Annotated in this window: 19 protein-coding genes; 13 read left to right on the top strand and 6 right to left on the bottom strand. The window is 39.5% G+C overall.

The genetic code is table 11. The features are described 5' to 3' along the window. Positions 1-236: 236 nt before the first annotated feature. Entirely contained in the window at positions 237-845 is a 609-nt protein-coding gene (gene aqpZ, locus UNSWCS_RS09175) for an aquaporin Z (protein ID WP_235044402.1), read from the top strand. A gap of 70 nt (positions 846-915) precedes the next feature. Here the strand turns inward: aqpZ and UNSWCS_RS09170 are convergent, their stop codons facing one another. The 6 genes from UNSWCS_RS09170 to ccoG all read right to left on the bottom strand — a co-directional run bounded on the left by UNSWCS_RS09170 (position 916) and on the right by ccoG (position 8,920). Then, positions 916-1,143: a hypothetical protein gene (locus tag UNSWCS_RS09170; RefSeq protein ID WP_004318043.1), complete on the bottom strand. Its 228-nt coding sequence runs from the start codon at positions 1,141-1,143 to the stop codon at positions 916-918. 21 nt (positions 1,144-1,164) lie between these two features. Next, positions 1,165-2,547, bottom strand: a complete 1,383-nt coding sequence (locus UNSWCS_RS09165) for an efflux transporter outer membrane subunit (protein WP_021088248.1) — start codon at positions 2,545-2,547, stop codon at positions 1,165-1,167. Next, entirely contained in the window at positions 2,537-5,662 is a 3,126-nt protein-coding gene (locus UNSWCS_RS09160; protein WP_021088258.1) for an efflux RND transporter permease subunit, read from the bottom strand. Before UNSWCS_RS09160 ends, UNSWCS_RS09165 begins: the two co-directional genes overlap by 11 nt. A gap of 10 nt (positions 5,663-5,672) precedes the next feature. Further along, positions 5,673-6,830 carry an efflux RND transporter periplasmic adaptor subunit gene (locus UNSWCS_RS09155; RefSeq protein WP_021088266.1) on the bottom strand — a complete coding sequence of 386 codons (1,158 nt, stop codon included), beginning with the start codon at positions 6,828-6,830 and terminating at the stop codon, positions 5,673-5,675. A gap of 107 nt (positions 6,831-6,937) precedes the next feature. Next, on the bottom strand, positions 6,938-7,564 hold the full coding sequence (locus UNSWCS_RS09150; protein WP_021088259.1) for a TetR/AcrR family transcriptional regulator: 627 nt from the start codon (positions 7,562-7,564) through the stop codon (positions 6,938-6,940). A gap of 30 nt (positions 7,565-7,594) precedes the next feature. Continuing rightward, on the bottom strand, positions 7,595-8,920 hold the full coding sequence (ccoG, locus tag UNSWCS_RS09145) for a cytochrome c oxidase accessory protein CcoG (RefSeq protein WP_021088263.1): 1,326 nt from the start codon (positions 8,918-8,920) through the stop codon (positions 7,595-7,597). Between the two features lie 139 nt (positions 8,921-9,059). Here ccoG and rpsU point away from each other — a divergent pair, with 139 nt between their 5' ends. The 12 genes from rpsU to UNSWCS_RS09090 all read left to right on the top strand — a co-directional run bounded on the left by rpsU (position 9,060) and on the right by UNSWCS_RS09090 (position 20,227). Beyond that, positions 9,060-9,272, top strand: coding sequence for a 30S ribosomal protein S21 (rpsU, locus tag UNSWCS_RS09140; RefSeq protein ID WP_009294994.1), 213 nt, complete (start codon positions 9,060-9,062; stop codon positions 9,270-9,272). Positions 9,273-9,375: 103 nt separating this feature from the next. Continuing rightward, a complete protein-coding gene (locus UNSWCS_RS09135) occupies positions 9,376-10,008 on the top strand; it encodes a hypothetical protein (protein WP_021088251.1) in 633 nt (210 codons plus the stop codon). Next, the gene (locus UNSWCS_RS09130) at positions 10,005-10,622 is read left to right on the top strand and encodes a UPF0323 family lipoprotein (protein WP_004318051.1); all 618 of its coding nucleotides are present in this window, start codon (positions 10,005-10,007) and stop codon (positions 10,620-10,622) included. Before UNSWCS_RS09135 ends, UNSWCS_RS09130 begins: the two co-directional genes overlap by 4 nt. A gap of 2 nt (positions 10,623-10,624) precedes the next feature. After that, positions 10,625-11,806 carry a glutathionylspermidine synthase family protein gene (locus tag UNSWCS_RS09125; protein ID WP_021088242.1) on the top strand — a complete coding sequence of 394 codons (1,182 nt, stop codon included), beginning with the start codon at positions 10,625-10,627 and terminating at the stop codon, positions 11,804-11,806. Between the two features lie 2 nt (positions 11,807-11,808). After that, positions 11,809-12,738 carry a D-2-hydroxyacid dehydrogenase gene (locus UNSWCS_RS09120; protein ID WP_021088246.1) on the top strand — a complete coding sequence of 310 codons (930 nt, stop codon included), beginning with the start codon at positions 11,809-11,811 and terminating at the stop codon, positions 12,736-12,738. A gap of 3 nt (positions 12,739-12,741) precedes the next feature. Beyond that, entirely contained in the window at positions 12,742-13,239 is a 498-nt protein-coding gene (locus tag UNSWCS_RS09115) for a YajQ family cyclic di-GMP-binding protein (RefSeq protein ID WP_021088260.1), read from the top strand. Positions 13,240-13,598: 359 nt separating this feature from the next. Continuing rightward, positions 13,599-14,390, top strand: a complete 792-nt coding sequence (locus UNSWCS_RS09110) for a DUF2314 domain-containing protein (protein ID WP_021088268.1) — start codon at positions 13,599-13,601, stop codon at positions 14,388-14,390. Between the two features lie 37 nt (positions 14,391-14,427). Further along, entirely contained in the window at positions 14,428-15,714 is a 1,287-nt protein-coding gene (locus UNSWCS_RS09105) for a hypothetical protein (protein ID WP_021088249.1), read from the top strand. A 4-nt stretch (positions 15,715-15,718) separates the two neighbouring features. Further along, positions 15,719-15,877, top strand: a complete 159-nt coding sequence (locus UNSWCS_RS12580; protein WP_021088247.1) for a hypothetical protein — start codon at positions 15,719-15,721, stop codon at positions 15,875-15,877. A 258-nt stretch (positions 15,878-16,135) separates the two neighbouring features. Further along, positions 16,136-17,038: a hypothetical protein gene (locus UNSWCS_RS09100; RefSeq protein ID WP_021088252.1), complete on the top strand. Its 903-nt coding sequence runs from the start codon at positions 16,136-16,138 to the stop codon at positions 17,036-17,038. Positions 17,039-17,228: 190 nt separating this feature from the next. Continuing rightward, positions 17,229-18,593 (top strand): coproporphyrinogen III oxidase family protein, encoded by a 1,365-nt coding sequence (locus tag UNSWCS_RS09095; RefSeq protein ID WP_021088255.1) that lies wholly within the window; start codon positions 17,229-17,231, stop codon positions 18,591-18,593. Then, the gene (locus tag UNSWCS_RS09090; protein ID WP_035143823.1) at positions 18,593-20,227 is read left to right on the top strand and encodes a multidrug ABC transporter permease/ATP-binding protein; all 1,635 of its coding nucleotides are present in this window, start codon (positions 18,593-18,595) and stop codon (positions 20,225-20,227) included. Before UNSWCS_RS09095 ends, UNSWCS_RS09090 begins: the two co-directional genes overlap by 1 nt. The last annotated feature ends 25 nt before the right edge of the window (positions 20,228-20,252 follow it).

The raw sequence follows: 20,252 nt of genomic DNA, 5'->3' as shown, positions 1-20,252 counted from the left end.
TTTGGAGAAGAGCAGGCAGATACGTATCATGAGACTTTAGAAGACGCCTTTGGGCAAGCAGAATTTGAATTTGGCGTAAAAAAAGATGAGTGGTTGATTGCATAGCAGCTAATGAAAATTAGTAGATTACTTATTCGACGAGGCACTTAAAAATTTAAGGATAAAATTGATAGCTGGATATGTAAAAATAAACGAGAAGCGATAGGAATTGAAATTACATAAAAATATTTATTCTTATGGTCCTTACGATGGCTTACGCAGTTGGTCACATCAGTGGCGGACACTTCAACCCTGCTGTCTCAGTTGGCCTATTAGTTGGCGGAAGATTTGATAAAAAAGACTTCGTGCCTTATGTCATCGCACAAGTTATCGGAGCGATTGCAGCTGCTGCTGTGCTATATCTTATCGCTTCAGGCAAGGCTGGATTTGACGCTACTGCAAGCGGTTTTGCTAGCAACGGATATGGCGAGCACTCACCAAATGGTTACAGTCTAGTCTCAGCACTTGTTGCAGAGATAGTCCTAACTGCGTTTTTCCTTATCATCATCCTAGGTGCGACTGATGAGCGTGCTCCAAAGGGCTTTGCACCGATCGCTATTGGCCTTGGTTTGACGCTGATCCACCTTATCTCGATACCTATCACAAACACATCGGTTAATCCAGCTCGCTCAACCGGTGTTGCGATATTTCAAGGCACTTGGGCACTAGAGCAGCTTTGGCTTTTCTGGGTTGCACCTATCGTTGGAGCGATCATTGGAGCTATCATTTATAGGATTTTAGGCTGCACATGCGGTATACTTCAAGGGGCGATCTTCGCCCTTTCTACTTCTAAAAATTTAAAATAAGTAAAAAGAAATTTATAAGATATTTTTGAGGGGTCATCTAAGAAATTTAATTCTTAGATGAAAAGAGGATTTAGGCTTTTTTTGTCATAGCTCTAATAGGTATAACAAATATCGCTGCAATGAGGTAAAAAACGATACCAAATACAGCTGCCATCATAAATATCTCGCCGATATCATAAAAGCTTGACTCAAGCCTAATAGTATCCACGTAATTTATCGCAAACCATAATGCCACGCCAAGAGCGATAGCAAAAACAAAAAATCCCCAAGAAAATAAAAAATTTAAAATCTTAGTCATCAACTTTTCTCCTTTTTGAGTTTATTTATCTACCTTAAATCCGCCGCCAAGTGCTCTATAAACTTCGACCGCGCTATCTACCTCATCAAGCTTTGCAGAGACATCTTGAAGCTTTGCTTGAAGCAAATTTCTCTCCGCATCAAGAAGTTCTAAGTGACCGATATAGCCAGCGTTATACTGATCTTTAGCAAGCGAATAAATTTTTTGCTGAGATTGTAGCAAATTTTTTACCTGATCCAAAGAGAGCTTTGCATTTTGTCTTGTGATAAGGGCATCTCTAACCTCGCCAAGTGCTGATCTAACAGTCGCTTCGTAAGTGATAGCTGCGATTTGCTCGTTTGTCTCAGCAACACGGACGTTGTTTTTTGTCCTGCCAAAATCAAAAATTTTCTGTGTTAAATTTGCTCCTAAGCTCCAAACGCTTGCGCTGCCCATAAAGATTCTATCAAACTCATCACTTGCAAAGCCAAAAAGACCTGTAAGAGATAGTGTTGGGAAGTATTGAGCGCGCGCTACGCCCACAAGGGCATTTGTAGCTTTTAGATCTGCTAGTGCCTTTGCCACGTCACTTCTTCTAAGCAAAACATCTGAGCTGATGCCAGCCTTTATCTCAGGCGAGCTTGGTAAATTTTGCGCACTAGCAACAGCTCCTTTTAAAATTTCATCATTACTCTTGCCAGTTAGGATGGCAAGTGAAGTAAGCGCTTGCGACTTTGAGTTTAACACTGAAGTTAGGCTTGTTTTTGCCCTTTCTACTTCAGCCTTACTTTGCAGATAGGTCATCTCATTTATGCCACCAAGATCAAGCTGCGTTTTGCGAAGTGCTAACGTATCTTCGTAGGTCTTTAGTGTCTCTTTTAGCACCGCTTCTTGCATGTTTAGCGATACTAGAGCAAAGTAGCTTTTTGCCACACTTGAGCTAAGGCTTAGTCTGGCACTATCGTAGTCAAATTTGCTCGAGTTTAAATTTTCATTAGCTGCAAGCACGCTATTTCTTACTCTGCCCCAAAGATCTATCTCGTAGTTAAGACCCAAATTTATCTCATAGCTTTTTGAAGTAGTTTGAGGCATATGTGTGGCAGTCTCGGCACTATTTCTAGTTCTTGTGGCACCTGCGTTTAAATTTACCCCCGGTAGCAAGTCAGCCTCAGCAATGCCAAGGCTTGCTTTTGCTTTTTGTAAATTTAAATATGCAATGCGTAAATTTGTATTTTTCTCCAGTGCGCTTTCGACTAGTGCATTTAAATTTTCATCGTGAAATTCCTTCCACCAAAGATCTCTTATATTGCTTGTCTCGAAAGTGTATGTTGAGGTGAAATTTGTATCCACATTTGGCATATCTGGGCGAAACGAGCAACCAGCCAAAAACGCCGCTGTTATAAGTATAAACGCCTTATTTCTCATCTTTTTTTGCTCCCTTTTTCCAGTATTTTTCATTTAAATTTTCAAGCAAATAGTAAAACATTGGCACAAAAAATATCGCTATCGTAGTAGAAGCGATCATACCGCCAACCACGCCAGTTCCTAGTGAGTGGCGAGATGCAGCGCCTGCACCTGTGCTTATAATCATCGGGAAAACACCTAAGGTAAATGCGATAGATGTCATAACGATAGGTCTAAAGCGAAGTTTTGCCGCATTTACAGCTGAGTCAAATATGCTCTTTCCGCTCTCGCGCTCTTGCATAGCAAATTCTACGATCAAGATGGCGTTTTTGGCCGCTAGACCGATGAGTAGCAAAAGACCGATCTCAAAGTAGATGTCGTTTGTCAGCCCTCTTATCCAAACAGCTAGCAACGAGCCAAATATCGCAAACGGCACGGCTGTGATGACTGCAAGTGGGATGAGCCATCTTTCGTACTGAGCAGCAAGGATCAAAAAGACAAAGACCATACCAAAGATAAAGGCGACCGTGCCTGTTCCTTGAGAATTTACCTCTTGATACGCAGTTCCTGCCCAGCTTATAGCGTAGTCGTCGCTATTTAGCGTGTCATTTACAACCTCTTGGATCGCCCTTATCGCATCACCTGATGTGTAGCCAGGTTTTGGATCGCCCATGATCTTAGCCGCTGGAAAGAGGTTAAATCTATCAACGATATCAGGTCCGATCGATCTTGTAAGAGTCGCTACTGAATTTAATGGCACCATCTCGCCCTCATTTGAGCGGACGAAAATTTTTCTTAGATCCTCAGGGTTGTTTCTGAAGTTGTCGCTCGCCCTTGCATATACGCGGTAAGATTTACCAGCAAGGTTGAAGTCATTTATGTAGTAAGAGCCAAAAGTAGCCGCTATCGTGCTGAAAATTTCACTCTCGCTTACGCCAAATAGCTTTGCTTTCTCTTTATCAACAGTTATCTTAAACTGACGGTAGTTTGTCTCAAGCGTCGTTCTCACGCCAGTTAGCTCAGGTCTTGCATTTGCTGCTGCAGTTACCTTTCTAGCGTCTGCTTCTATCTCGTTGTAGCTTTTGCCACTTTTGTTTTGTAGATACATCTCAAAGCCGCCAGTCATTGATAGACCCATGATAGGTGGCACATTTACGACGAAGGTCATCGAGTTTTTAGAGCCCCAAAGCATGCCATTAAACTGACCGACCAAAGCATCTGCGCCGTCAGTTGCACCTTTTCTTTCGCTCCAGTCTTTTAGCTTGACAAAGCTAATGGCTGAGTTTTCTCTAAGTGAGCTAGCTAGCATATCATAGCCCGCAAAGCCCATGGTAAATTCGACATTTGGATTGCTTAAAATGGCGTTACTAATAGATTTTACCTCTTCTTTAGTCTTTAGCATATTTGTTGAAGGTGGAAGTGAGGTGATAACCATCAAAGCGCCCTTATCCTCTGAAGGTACAAGCCCTTTTGGCACCTTTTGAAACAAGCCATACGTTGCAAATCCCATTATGCCAATGACTATAAAGCTGATAATGACATGTTTTAAAATTTTTGCCACGCCTGCTGTAAAGAGCCTAGTGCTAAAGTCAAAGAAGTCGTTAAATTTCTGAACTATCCAAAATGGCTTGTTCTCTTGCTTCTTAAGCATAACCGCACAAAGCGCTGGCGTAAGAGTAAGAGCGACAAAACCCGAGATACAAACAGCAACGACAAGTGTTAGCGCAAACTGCTTTTGTATAACGCCTACAAAGCCCTCCATAAATGAAACTGGCACGAAAACCGCGCAAAGCACGAGCACGATAGAGATAACCGGAGTTTGCACCTCCTCCATCGCCTTAAATGTCGCATCTTTTACGCTTATCTCTTTATCTTCGTGCAAAATTCTCTCGACGTTTTCTATAACGATGATCGCGTCATCCACGACGATACCGATGGCTAGGATCAGGGCAAAAAGTGTGATCAAATTTATACTAAAGCCCATCACATAAAGCCCGCCAAATGTGCCTATGATAGAGACTGGCACAGCAAGCATCGGTATGATGGTAGCTCTAAAGCTCTTTAAGAAGAAGTACATTACGATAAGAACTAGCACCATCGCCTCTACGAAAGTTTTTATGACTTCGTCTATTGAGACGGTGATAAATTCAGTTGGATTGTAAGCTATGGTGTGCTCTAGACCAACTGGGTAGGTTTTCTTTAGCTCTTCAAGCTTTGCTTTGACCGCTTCAGCAGTTGCAAGTGCGTTTGCGTCGTTTTGTAAAAATAGCAAAAGTGGCACTGCTGGCTTGCCATTTAGCATAGCTTCAGATGCGTAGCTAGCAGCTCCAAGCTCGACTGTGGCGACCTCTTTTAGCTTGACAACTGTGCCGTTATCACTTTTTATCAAAATTTCACCAAACTGCTTTGGATCTTTAAAACGTCCTTCAGAAACTACTGAATAAACATAAGGATTTTCACCTTTTGATGGCTGCTCGCCGATCTTGCCAGCGGCGTATTGTGAGTTTTGAATTCTTACTTGAGAGATGACGTCGCTTGGAGTTAGTTTAAACTGAGCGAGCTTGTCTGGCTTTAGCCAAATTCTCATCGAGTACTCTTTGTTGCCAATTAGCACTGTATCGCCGATGCCATTTACCCTTTTGATCGCGTCAGCGATGTTTAAATTTACATAGTTATATAGCTCAACTAGGTTCATATTTGGATTTGTAAAGCCAACTACTTGAAGGATAGAGCCACTTCTTTCGCGCACTGTTACGCCCATGCTTTGCACCTCTTGAGGCAATCTTGAAAGAGCAGCTTGCACGCGGTTATTTACATCTATCGTAGCTTGCTTTGCTGATGAGCCGATCTTAAAATAGACGCTTATATTCATAGTACCAGCTGAGCTTGAGGTGCTTTGCATATAAAGCATATTTTCAACACCATTTATCTGATCTTCAATGGCACTTGCGACTGAGTCAGCGATAGTCTGCGCATCAGCGCCGCTATATGTCGCAGTTACAGAGACAGTAGGCGGTGTAAGACTTGGATACTCCTCTATAGGAAGCCCCTTGATACCCATAAAACCTGCTATAACTATGATGATAGATATAACAGTTGCAAATATCGGGCGGTTTATGAAAAATCTTGAAAACATCTATCTGCCTTTACTTGCTACTTGTAGCGTTTGCATCTTTGTTTAAGAAATTTGCGCTTAGGTCTTTATCAGTTTTTACTGGTGCGCCAACTCCGATTTTAAGGAAGTTATTAACTATTATCTTATCGCCCTCTTCAAGACCCTCAGTCACTACGACCATATCTTTTGTTTGGTAGCTTGTTTTTACATTTTTTTGGCCTACTTTGCCATCTTTTACGACCAAAACATAAGTGTTTGTAGCGCTTTGTTGAAGGGCGACTTGTGGGATGTTAAAGGCATTTTTTTGAACAAATCCACTCATCTTGATATGACCAAACGCACCTGGTAAAATTTTACCCTCACTATTATCAAAGCTAGCCTTTGCCAAAACGCTGCCAGTTGCGGTATTTACGACATTATCTATAAATGTCACTTTGCCAGTGAAATCTTCATTGTTTAAATTTAAAACAGCCTCGCTATTTAGTTGCTGCCAAGCGCCACTATCTAAATTTGCTTTTCTGCTTAGATTATCCACGTCTGCGATGTAAAAGTCAGCTTCAATCGGATTTATCTTAGTTAGTCTTACAAGCTGGGTTTGGCTTGCTACTACAAGTGAGCCAACATCGACTTTATTATCGCCCACTACGCCGTCAAATGGAGCCACTATGCTTGTGTAGCCTAGATCTATTTTTGCACTTTTTAAATTTGCTTTTGCGCTTACTAAATTTGCATTTGCGATATCATAAGCTGCAACAGCTGCGTCGTAGTCTTTTTGAGAGACTGCATTTTTCTTATAAAGGGCAGAAATTCTTTTAAACTCAGTTTCGGCATTTTTTAAATTTGCATTTGCAACGCCAACAGCTGCATCAAGTGAGTCGTAGCTAGCTTGATATTTCTCTGGATCTATGAGAAATAGCTTCTCTCCAGCCTTTACTTTATCACCTGGCTTAAAAAACTGCTTTATGATCGTGCCGCCAACCTTTGGATAGATGATGACATCTTGGTTGCTTGTAACTGTGGCTGTGTAGTCAAAGCTAATAGGCACATCTGCTTTTTTAGCCACAAATATATCAACATGAGATGTTGGCATCTGGCGGCCTGCAGCAGCCTTTTTGTCGCCACTTTCAAAGCAACCAGAAAGCAAAAAAACGGCAGCTGAAAGCACAAGAAAACTTTTAAATTTCAACATAAAAACCTCTCTTAATTTTAAATTTTAATCCCAAGTTTAGTTTTGTAATTTTTATTACAAATTATAAAAGTTACCGACTATAACTAAATATAAATTAAAAGTCAATTCTACTTTTTAATGATGCCATTTAAAAATAGCTCCACGCACAAAGCAACGTGCTCTTCACGCTCTTTTTTGCTTAGTTTTGGCTCTTCGTCTAATATGAGAGCGTTGTAGTAATGTGACCCCTTTACATTTTCTATAAAGCATTTTGCGGCAAATTTGGCTGGAAATTTTGGATTAAGCTGTGCTTTTATCTCATCTCTTTCAAAGAAATTTATAAGCACAAGGTCGATCCTATTTAAAATTTGATCTAAAAATACCCTGCCAAGTTTGCCACCATTTTTAGAGCTCTCGCTTATCATTATCCTGCCAAGTGAGATATTTTTCTTGGTGCAGATGATAGAAAAAATAATGGTTGCAAATTTGGTTAAAAACTCCTCCAAGCTGTGAGAAATTTTAAGATCTATCCTCTCATCGACCTCTTTTATAAGCGCATCTATCTCTTGCTCGATGATCGCTTGAAAAAGCCCCTTCTTGCTCTCAAAAAAAGTGTAAATATTAGCAAGCGAGCCGCCACTTATCGCCACGATATCGCTAAGGCTTGTCTTTTCGTAGCCATTTTTTAAAAATAGCTCAAGCGCTGTTTTTACGATGAGCTCGTATCGTTTTTTGCCTTTTTCTGAGATCGCCATTTCACTTCCCGCTAAATTTTCGCCATTTTATCATCTTTTAGGATAGATAAAAGTGCTAGCCCTTTGCACGCTGATAGTTGGCTCGTCAGTGGCGTAAGCTCTTATATTTATATGTTTTAAAAGATCTTTTTCGCTTGTGTTTTCATTTTTTGATTTTAGCGTGACGATGACCTTTTGTTTTGCACCAGCTTTTAGCGTAAAAGGCCTATTTGGACGAGAAATTTCTATGCTTTTATCATCTATCTCAAAGTAAAATTTATGCTCTTTGCTTTGGGTATTTTGCACCAAAAAAACGTAAGAATTTTCAACTTCATCTTGATCTAAAACCTTGTAAAGCTCGCTAGTTCTATTGATATTTAAAAGCATGCTCTCTTTTTTACCACTCATCAGCGCTGCAGCTACTAAAACTACGCATAAAATGACAAGATAAGCAACCGTTCTAAATCTAAAAATTTTCACCTTTTTATTTTCATTTTGAGAATTTATGCTTCTCCACTCTATAAGCGAGCTCTCGTTAAAGTGCCCCATTACTTTAGCGCACGCATCACTGCACTCAAGGCAGTTTATACATTCAAGCTGCATGCCCTTTCTTATATCTATATGCGTTGGGCATATCCTCACGCAGGCCTCGCATCCAGTGCAAAGTGCGCCTTCTTCTTTTGGCTTTTTAAATTTCTCTTTGCCATCATATATGACACCGCCTCGTTTTTGGTTGTAGATAACTTGTATCGTGTCGCTATCAAACATAACTGACTGCACCCTCGCATACGGGCAGACGTAGACACAGAAATTTTCTTTTAAAATGACCACGTCATAGACTAGCCAAGCAGCTATGCCAAGCCAAAATGCAAGTAAAATTTTATGTTCGCTTGCATCATTTAGATAAGCGAAAAAATCAAGTGGCGGCACAAAAAACCACAAGAAATTTGCCGCTATGATAAGTGCTAAAACGCACCAAATTCCAACTGCTAATGCACGCTTAAAAATTTGACCTTGTGGTTCATTTTGTTTGTTTTGGATATTTTTTCTGATCTTTAAAATTTTAGTCTGCAAAAGGTCACGAAAGAGCGTTCTAAAAATGGTCTGCGGACAGCTCCAGCCGCACCAAACTCGCCCTGCAAGCGTCGTTAGAAAAAATATGCTTAAAAATAAAGTGATAAACAAAAATGGCATCAAATATAGCTCTTGCATATCAAATTTTGTAAAAAATAGATCAACTCTGCTCTTATCAAAGCTAAGCAAAAATAGCTGCGCATCATTTATCCTGATAAATGGCAAAATAAATACAAATAACGTAATACAGGCAAAAAAAATGTAACGCCTCTTGGCGTAGGTAAAATTTAAATTTTTAGACATAATAAACCTTTTTTAAAATTTTGTTGATTATAGGCTTTGGGGCATTAAAAGTGCATTAAATAATTTTGCCTAAAAGCTTAAATTTATGAAAGTTAAACTATACTCACGGCTTATTTTAATCTGAAAGGCGGTGAGGACGTTGCCTGGTATTAAGGTACATCCTAACGAGTCATTTGACGAGGGTTACAGAAAGTTTAAAAAACAAACTGACCGTAATTTAGTCGTTACTGAAGCAAGAGCTAGACGCTTTTTTGAGCCTAAAACTGAGATCCGCAAGAAACAAAAAATTGCTGCTCGCAAGAAAATGCTTAAACGTCTTTATATGCTTAGACGCTACGAGTCAAGACTCTAAAACCAAGACAAAGAGGGCTTTGCTCTCTTTGTTTAACTCTTCTTTTAGCCTTATTTTTTTATAATCAAAGCAATTTTTTTATTTTATTTTAAACGGAAATCCGATGCAAAAGCTAGCTGTAAATGAAGCTGCAGAAATTTTAGGCATAACAAAAGAAGCAGTCTATAATAGAATCCGCCGAGGCTCGTTAAAAACGGTCATTGAAAATGGCACTAAATTTGTCATCCTTGACGAGGAGCCAAGCAGCGAAAAACCCGCAAAAACCGCCCCAAAAAGCACAAAAACTAAATCCCAAAACGACGAGTTTGTAAGCTATTTGCTAAATGAACTAAATGAGCTAAAGAGCTTAAATTTAAATTTGCAAGCCGATAAAGATAGACTTTTTAAAGAAAAAGAGCAGATGCTCATCGAGCGCAAAAATGAAATTTTGCAAATTTATAAAGACAGAGACGAGAAACTCATGCAGTTTCTAAATGCTATGCAAAGGCCACTTTTAGCACCTAAAAACGAAAGTGCCGCAAGCGAAGTGGCGATAGATGCGCAGATAGAGGACGAGTCAAAATGGATAAATTTAAGCGAATATCTAAAGGAGTTAAATTTAAAGCCAAAAGCGACAAAAAAGATCAGTGAAAAGATAATAAAGGCGATACATCACTCCAAATTTATCAAATTTAAACGCGGCGTGATACTTGTTAGAAGACATAAAAATTTAAAAGAGTTGATAGGAGAGATATGAAACACATTAAAAAGATAGCTACTTATGCTGCGGTTGGGGGATTTGGTGCCATTATCATGGCTGGACTTGCTGGTTGTGGAAGCGACGATGGCGGTAACGAAAACGCACTAAATGAAGTTGCGCAAAAAAATGGCGCCTTTGTCATCATCGAAGAGAGCGCGCCTGGCGTTTATAAAATCTTAGAAGAGTACCCAAGCACCGAAACTAGGGTCGTGCTAAAAGATATGAACGGCACTGAGCGCGTGCTAAGCAAAGACGAGATCGATAAACTTCTAGCGCAAGCAAACGCAAAGATCGACAATAACACTTCAAATTTGACAAGAACGAGCGACGCACAGCTAAGTAGCGGCGGGCTAAGCCTTGGTGAGACGATCCTTGCCTCAGCAGCTGGTGCGATACTTGGTAGCTGGATAGGCAGTAAGCTCTTTGGCAACCAAAATTTCCAAGCAAATCGCCAAAGCACATATAAAAATCCAAGTGCCTACACAAGAAGTGTGGATAGTTTTAATAAGCAAAAAGCTGCAAATTCTGCTGCAAGAAGCAGCGGTGGAAAGAGCGGATTTTTCGGTGGTGGCTCGAAGTCAGGCTCTAGCTCATCAAGCTTTGGAGGATAAAAATGATAAATTTAAGAAAAATCACCCCATTAAACAGCGAATTTATGGAGAAAATCGGCTTTGCATGGCATACAGATAACGACAACAGCTCGTATATCGCAGATGAGATCGTGCAAGTAAGCGAAAAAGAGGCAAATGCCTACTACGAGGCGGCAAACGAGCTATATGATATGTATGTAAATGCCGCTCAGCACGTGATCGACAACAACCTTTTTCACGAGATAGGCATACCATTTAACCTTGTTGATATCATAAAAAATAGCTGGGAAAATGACGTTCATTGGCACCTTTACGGCAGATTTGACCTAGCTGGCGGGCTTGATGGCAAGCCTATAAAGCTCATTGAGTTTAACGCCGACACGCCAACGGCAGTTTTTGAGACGGCGATCATCCAGTGGGCGATGCTAAAGCTAAATCACATGGATGAAGCAGCTCAGTTTAACGACCTTTACGAGTCGCTAAAGCAAAATTTCAAACGCCTCATCACGCTTGGCGACGAGGATGCGGACTTTGACGAGCTTTACGAGGGCTGGGGGATACTCTTTAGCAGCATCGCTGGCAGTATCGAGGACGAGCAGACCGTAAAACTACTGCAATATATCGCAAAAGAGGCTGGCTTTAAAACAGACTTTGCCTACGTCGATGAGGTCGTTTTTGACGATAACGAGGGCATTTTTAAAGGCGATGAAAATTTCGAGTACTGGTTTAAGCTTGTCCCTTGGGAGAGCATAGCGATCGATGAGGGCGAGCTGGCTCTCATACTCTCAAACATCGTCAAAAATCAAAAAGCTATCATCATAAATCCAGCCTACACGCTGCTTTTCCAAAGCAAAGGGATATTAAAAATCCTTTGGGATCTATATCCTAATCACCCACTCTTGCTTGAGACCTCAAATGAGCCGCTAAAAGGCAAAAAATATGTGAAAAAGCCGGTATTTGGCAGAGAAGGTGCAAACGTCTCGATATACGATGAAAACGGCGCACAAATAGCAAGCAGTGATGGCGAATACGACTCAAATAAAGCCATCTATCAAGAATTTTACGAGTTTAATCAAGATGAGAGAGGCGAGAGCTACCAAGCAGGCGTATTTTACGCTTATGAAGCGTGCGCGCTTGGATATAGAAAGGGTGGCAAAATTTTAGATAACTACTCTAAATTTGTAGGACATTTTATTAAGGATTAAAGATGAAGATCGTTTGTTTAGACGCAGCAACGCTTGGAGAAAACGTAGATCTTAGTGTTTTTAAGAAATTTGGCGAGTTTATCAGCTACCAAAAAACTAAGAGCGATGAGGTCGTGCCACGTCTAAAGGGTGTTGACGTCGTCATCACAAACAAGGTCATCATCGACAAAGCCGTGATGGAGGCGACAAATTTAAAGCTTATCTGCATAAGCGCAACTGGCATGAATAATGTCGATCTAGAGCATGCAAAAGCTAAAAACATAGCCGTTAAAAACGTCGCTGGCTACTCGACCGCAAGCGTCGTGCAGCATACGTTTGCCTTGCTTTTTGAGCTAACAAATCGCATCAAATTTTATGATCGCTACGTAAAAAGTGGCGAGTGGGTGAAGAGTGAAATTTTTACCTATCTTGGCGCAGATATCAGCGAGATCGCTGATAAAGAATTTGGCATCATCGGACTTGGCGAGATAGGGCGCGGGGTGGCGGCAGTGGCACGTGCATTTGGCGCAAACGTGAGCTACTACTCGACAAGCGGAGCAAACAAAAATAGTGAATTTAAGCAAAAAGGTCTTGACGAGCTACTAAGAAGCAGCGACATCATCAGTATCCACGCACCGCTAAATGAAAAGACTAGAAATTTACTAGGCGCAAACGAGATAAATTTGCTAAAAGATGATGTGATAGTGCTAAATTTAGGACGCGGCGGCATAGTGGATGAAGCAGCGATGGCAAGGGCGATAGATGAGAGAAATTTACGCTTTGGCACCGACGTTTTGGAGAGTGAGCCGATGAGCGAAAATAGCCCATTTTTAAACGTAAAAAACAAAGAAAATTTACTAATCACGCCACACGTAGCATGGGGCAGCTTGGAGGCTAGGAAACGGCTGATCACACTCATAGTTAAAAATATAGAAGAATTTATAAAAGGATAGAAAATGGCAAGCGAACATAGCTTTGATATAAGCGCTGAAGTCGATATGATGGAGGTTAAAAACGCTCTTGAGACGGCAAAAAAAGAGATCGCAGCAAGGTATGATTTTAAGGGTCTTGCGGCCGAAGTTGAGCTAAATGAAAAAGAAAAATTTATCACGCTTCTTAGCTCAAGTGACAACAAGATCGACGCGCTAAAAGACATCGTGATCTCAAAGCTCATCAAGCGCAACATCCCACCAGTAGCGATCACAGAGACAAAAAGAGAGCCAGCAAGCGGGGGAAATTTAAAAGCGACGCTAAAGCTAAATGACACGCTTGATGGCGAAAATTCAAAAAAGATCACCAAGGCTATCAAAGACTCAAAGATCAAGGTGAGCGCGCAGATCAGGGGCGAAGAGATCAGAGTGACAAGCAAAAGTATAGACGATCTGCAGGAGTGTATAAAGCTGGTTAGGGGGTTAAACCTAGAACTCCCGATAAGCTTTAAAAACCTAAAGTAACAGCTTCTCGCGAGTGCCTTTAAAGGAGCTAGAAAAATTCTCGCTGCGCAGGCTATATCGCATATTTTCGCTTTATTATGCGTCGTTGATTCAAAATTTTGCTCGGTCATTACCAGCTTGGTAACTCCTGTCACAAAAATTTAAATCGCCTCGCCTAATTTTGCGAAATAATCGTATGGTTTTTGTGGTGAAATCTTGCAGACTTGCAGGCTAAATTTGCGAAATCGTCGGACGGTTTTAGTATTAAAATTTAGTAGGTTGCTGGGCTAAATTTGCGAAATTTAGTTGGTTTGTGGATGAAATTTCGCCTTATCGTTTTATTTAAATTTGATCTATCTAAATTCTAAAAAGGAGTAAAAATGGGCTTTTTTGAGAAAATCCTTGGTAAGCAAATAGACCTTGGTGAGCAGATGCCGATCTATTTTGTAAGTAGCGACGAAGACTACATGCAGCGCGCATTTGAGCAAGCTCGTGAGAGCTTTAAGTATTTTTGGCGTGAGCTTTACTGGGAGCGCCGCAGGATCGCACCTATGCTTGATTATGCGATGGTAAAAATTTGCTTTTTAGATGTTGTAAATGGCGAAGAGGTGGGCGAGCACATGTGGGTAAATGACGTTGAATTTGACGGCGAGACGATATATGGCACGCTTGTAAATGAGCCTGATAGCGTGCAAAACGTAAAAGTTGGCGATCAAATAAGCGCAAAATTTACCGATATGAGTGACTGGCTCTTTGCTATTGATGGGCGCGCATACGGCGGATTTAGCGTGCAGGCGATGCGCTCACGTATGCAAAAAGATGAGCTAGCTGAGCATGATGCGGCTTGGGGGCTTGATTTTGGCGATTATAACGACATTTTGGTAGTTTTCGAGCAAAAAGAGCACCCAGAAAATTTGATAGAGCATCCGATGAGCAAAAATATGCGCGGCCAGGTGGAGCAGTATATAAAAACACATCCAAGCATGGTCTCAGACACCGACGAGCTTGGCTTTACGCAGCTTCACCACGAGGCACTTGCTGGGAATTTAACGATCGTAAATCTCTTGCTAGAAAATGGTGCTAGCAAAAACGCCCGCACAAAAAGTGGCAAAACCGCAGCTGAACTTGCTAAGCAAATAGGCTGGAGCGAAATCGCAAAGGTACTCGCGTAGTTGACAAAGAATTTTTAAACAAAAAAAGGTTTGAAATATGAAAAGTTTTGAGAGATTGGTTGAAGATAAAAATAGAGTTATTAAAGATTGCGACAATTTTATTAAAGAACTCAAAGACATTTCATTGCAAACTAGTGGTATTTCAACTTTAATTAAGTTACTTTCAGAGAAGAAAGAAAAATACTTAGAATTAAAGTATGATAATTATAAAGAATCAACACTATCCATAGAGAATCTTGACGAGAAAATTTACAGACAAATTGTTTTATTAGAAAAACAAAATAGTCAAGAAGCAAAGTCTACACTAGAAAAATTTGGATATGAATATAGGGATCAGCAGAAAATCAAATTTATTTTTAAAAAAATATATTTTGCAAAAAAACACTACAAAGGTCTAATAGCATTACTTGGCTTAATGCCATTTATAATATATTTTGTTCTTAATAGAAACATAGGTTACATTCCAATGCCTGAAAGTGGTGGCATATTCTCGATTCTAGTTTCGCTAGCTTTAGCAGGGCTTAGTTTGCTATTTATATTATATCTTATGCCAATATTACAGTTAGCTGTTGTATTTTATATGCGAGATATTAAAGGCATCTTGCCAGTTTTTCTTCTTTCAATACTTTTATCTGTAGCATTAATTGTTTTGATATTAAACGACATTAGTTGGATTTCAAAAAATTTAGAACTAAGCTTTGTTTCTTTTTATATTATTGATATTCTTCTCATATATATTGGTTTGTTATTTAAAATAAAGAGTCAGAAATTAATGATTTTTAAAAGCGAGCAGTTTTGGCTACTAGCTTTTCATGGCTTTATATCTATCTTGAGCCCATTTGTGATATTTTTATTAGTTTATAGTAGAGTAAGTAATGATTCTATAGAGAACATAGTTGTAGTATCTATTTTTATACTATTGGCAATAATATTGCTTTTCTTTCTATTGCTAGAAAAAGATTTATATTATTTTGCATTTTGGTTTTATGCTTTTACTGTTATTAATTTAATATTAGTTTGTCTAATTAGCGATAAGGTTATCCAAATTTCTGATCTTGGAAATATTAAATATAAATATTTAACTGTTGAAAAAAGCATAAGAGAGGCACTACCAATAGAAATTTGTAACAAAGATTGCAATACTAGTAAGACATACTATAATGAAAAAGAAGCAAAAAGTGTTATAAAAATTTATAATATTAAAGTACTTTCAACTCCTGGAAAATTTTATTATTTAGAAGCAGATGGTAATGCAACAGATAAAAAGGTTAAATTTAAACTCGATGCTAGCAAAATAACACCAGGTCCTATATTAGAAAGGTAAATTTTTGAGTTATCAAGACATTTTAGATGAAAAAGATGAGAGCGTTAAAAACGCTAGAAAATTTGTAAATTTCTTAAAAGGCAAATTTTTCAAACTGCGAGATAAGAAGCAGCAAACAAGCGCGTTTGATCACTCTTTTAAACGAATAAAACGACCTTTTTGACAGGCTAAATAGGACAAATTTTGCTGAAGTTTCAAAAAGGCTCGGCGAGATAAAAGAGCAGATCACTCTTGTCATTTTAGATATCAAAGATGAGATCACGAAGGATTTTGAAGACAAAAACTATGAAATTTATAAAGGCGCAGCAAATAGTGACGAGGAGCGCCTTGAAAAGATAAAAAATGAGCTGCTTTTTAATTCGTATTTTGAGAGCCGTCTTGGCGAGCACTCGGCAAATTTAAAGGCAAATTTCATAAAAGAGTGCGCTACAAATTTTTCAAGCACTCAAATTTTATCGTCCCAGTCGTCAGCATGCTTTGCTACTTTTTATATTTTGGCTTTGAGGCCCGATATTTTCCGAGTTTAGATAGCTCAGAGATGATATTTACAGGCATCTTGCTATTTTGCGCGACCGCGATCGTGACGGCCTTTGAGATCGCTATCTTGGTCTTTGTATCCTACCTTTACCAAAATGACGATAAAAAATATAAATTTAAAATGCCGAAATTTCTATTTTTTTATAGCTCAAATTTCATCTATTTTTTAACACTCATCTCATTTGCTATTTTAGCCTTTGCGGCATTCAAGCTAAACTACGGCTGGAGTGCCATTTTATCGCTACTTTTACTATCCTACGTTGTTGTAAATTTAGCAGTTCGCTTTAAAGATAAATCAAATTTGGCTATATGGGTTTTATCTTGCTTGGTTGTTGCTTTATTTATTGCACTTAATATTGTTTCAAGTGGCTTTAGTGAGTTTTTTGCGCGTTGGATGCCATTTTGCTCGTTTATGCTCTCTTTTATGCTGGGGGTTGCTAGCATCAAAGAGACAAAGGATTTTTCATTTGTTTTTTACGCTGCGCTTTCGCTTATGATCGTCTCAAACTCGCTTTTGTTTATCAAATACACAGCAAAAACCTTTAACATAGGCGATGTGGATTATAAATTTTTACTTGTGGATAAAAGTGCATTAAAAGCGCTACCTAGCTCACTTTGCGAGGCAAAAGGCAAAGAGCAAACGCCTTGCGAGATAGATGAAAAGGCGGTTAAAATTTATGATATGAAGTCGCTTTGCAATATCGGTAAATTTTACTACTTGCAGACAAAAGACGGAGTGAAATTTGAGCTTGACTCAAGAAAGGTCATCTCAAGAGTAAAAGAGTAAGTAGGCTAAGCTTAAATTTATAGAGCAAAAGCGAGCTAGATATGTAAAAATCGCAGGTTTGTAAAAATAGAAAATTTAAAAAATGATTGCATTTTTTACTCAAAATTTACGTTAATGCAAGGCTAAATTTATTAAAATTTGGCTATCCTAATGGACTAAATTAAAACTAACTTATTTAAGGCGATTAATTATGATTTTTAAAAATATCATTGAGAGTTTTGCTGTAAATTACGCTCATAATTCTATACAAAAATCGCTATATAACGAATTTAACATAGACATTTTAAACACGACTTACACCAAAACTCCAAAAAAAGACAAAAAGTATATGCTCTACGCTCACGTGCCATTTTGTCACACATTTTGCCCGTATTGCTCGTTTCACAAGTACCACTACGAGCAGGAGCTTGCGAAAATTTACTTTGAAAATTTACGCGAGGAGATGAGGCAGGTAAAAGAGGCTGGCTTTGACTTTACATCGCTTTATGTGGGCGGTGGCACGACGCTTATAAACGAGCCAGAGCTTGAAAAAACGCTAAAACTAGCAAAAGATCTCTTTAGCATAGAGGACGTCTCAGCTGAGAGCGATCCTAATCACATCTCGCCAGAGAGTTTAAGCCGTTTTGATGGGCTCATCAACCGCTTAAGCGTAGGCGTGCAAAGCTTTGATGATGAGACGCTAAAAAGAGTTGGCAGATACGATAAATTTGGCTCGGCCAAAGAGACAAAAAGAAAGCTTGAGCAGGCTATCGGCAAGATACCAGTCATCAGCCTAGATCTCATCTTTAACCTACCAAATCAAACAAAAGAGCAGCTAATAAACGACATAAACACTGCAAAATCAATATCTCCGCAGCAAATCACCTTCTATCCGCTCATGAAATCAGAGCTAACAAGAGAGAACATCGCTCGCGCACTTGGCGTCTCAAATGTCGATAACGAGCGCGAATTTTACGAGATCATCGTGAGCGAATTTGCTAAAGGCGGCTACAGGCAAAGCAACGCTTGGGCATTTTCAAATGAAAAAAGCGCAGACCTTCGCGACGAATATGTAGGCTCAAATTTAGAGTATGTGGGCGTTGGTAGTGGCGCGTTTAGCTTCTTAAATGGCGAGCTTGTGATAAATGCATTTAACCTACTTGACTACGGCAGAAAGGTCAAAGATAGACAAAGCCCAGTCATCGCAAAATGCGCATTTAGCAAAAAAGAGAGACTAAAATATACATTTTTAACAAGGCTTTTTGACGGCGCCGTCGATATCAAAACCTATAATGAGCAAAACAACGCAAACATCAACAAAGACCTATTTGTCGAGCTTAGCTTGCTAAAGCTAGTAAATGCGATCTACGAAGAAAATGGCGTTATCAAGCCAACGTTTTTTGGCAAATACATCTGCGTCGTGCTTATGCGAGACTTCTATGCTGGCATGGACAAGGTGCGCGCGATATTTAAGGATGACGCGAAGATCAAACGCAGCAAGGTGCTTCACATCATGAGTGAAAATACCGAGCAAAAATTTGATCAAAACATCATCCAGCCACGTGCTGCGATGTAATGCTTGCGAATTTAATAAAAAGCAATCTTTTTTCAATAATAAAAATAGTGATCCTGACGCTTGCCTTTAGCGGGCTTGGCGTCTGGACGCTCTCTTTTATAAACAACGAACTTGTAAATTTAAAAGAATTTAGCGCTCCCTTGGCGGTTAAATTTATAGTTGTTTTGCTTCTCTTTTTTCTAAGCGCCATCGCTGCAAACATCTCGCTTACAAATTTTGGACATAAATTTATCTACGAGCTTAGATATCAAAGCGTAAAGCAAATTTTAGACACGCCAAATAGCGTGATAAACGAGATCGGCAAGGCAAAGATCATAGCAAGTCTAAATAACGACATAAAAACGATCACATTTGCCTTTATGAGTGCTACTGGCTTCATACAAAGCCTAGTTTTCATCGTTTGCGCTAGCATCTATCTTTGCGTGATCGCGCCAAAAGTTTTTATATTTCTAGCCGTTTGGATCGGTGCGACGCTTTTTATAAACACGCTTTTGATGAAAAAGATCCATTTTTACTTTAAAGACTCAAGGACGCAAGATGACGCGCTGCAAAGGCACTACGACGACATCGTTGAGGGGCATAGAGAGCTTAGTCTAAACAGAGCAAGAGCTCAAATTTGCTTTGATGAGTTAAATTTGACAGGCGATAAGAAGCGCCAAAGCATGGTAAAAGCTGACGTATTTCACGCGCTAAGTGATAATTTCACAAACGTGATGCTCCTTGGCTCAGTCGGACTTTGTGTATTTTTGTGCGTGGCATTTGGCTGGGCGAGCCTGCAAACAGCACTTAGTATCAGCCTAACGATACTATTTTTAAGAGGCTCATTTATGAGTATGGTTGGCTCCATACCAGCCGCACTTAGCGCAAAGGTTAGCTTGGAAAAGATCATGAGTTTAAATTTAAATGAATTTAAAGAAGGCTTTAAATTTGATGATAGCCTAAGCGATGAGTGGCAAAGCATCAGGCTAAAGGATATAAATTTCAACTACGACCACGGCAAATTTAGCCTAAATGATGTAAATTTAGAGATCAAACGCGGCGAGATAACATTTATCATCGGTAAAAATGGCAGCGGCAAAAGCACGCTTATAAACATTCTTTGCGGACTTATCCGCCCAAGCAGCGGTGAAATTTACCTTGATAGCACAAAGATAGATGAGGCAAATTTACAAAGCTATCAAGCAAAGATAAGCGCTATTTTTGCTGATTTTTATCTATTTTCGCAAACGCTCTCTCGTGACGGCTTTGCTAGCCAAAGCGATATAGAGGGGCTCTTAGCTATGCTTGAGATCGATAAAAAGGTAAGTGTCGTTGATAATAAACTTAGCACCACTCAGCTCTCAACCGGTCAGAGAAAGCGCCTAAGCCTGCTAATAGCCATCTTAGAGCGCCGCTCTATCCTTATCCTCGATGAGTGGGCGGCCGATCAAGACCCATTATTTAAGCGTAAATTTTATAAAGAAATTTTGCCGTTTTTGCAAAGCAAAGGCATAAGCGTCATCGCTGTAAGCCACGATGATAGCTACTTTGACGTGGCAACTAGGATCATTTTAGTAAAAGATGGCTTTGTGCGCGAGCTTGATGAGGCTGAGCGCATAAGTGCTGCAAAAGACGCTGTGGAGAAGATAAAATAAGAGTATTTTTTACACAAAAAGAGAT

The organism is Campylobacter concisus UNSWCS, from assembly GCF_000466685.1.
Taxonomy (GTDB): domain Bacteria; phylum Campylobacterota; class Campylobacteria; order Campylobacterales; family Campylobacteraceae; genus Campylobacter_A; species Campylobacter_A concisus_A.
The sequence above is the reverse complement of the archived record's forward strand: the minus strand, read 5'-3'. Positions and strand labels throughout refer to the sequence as shown.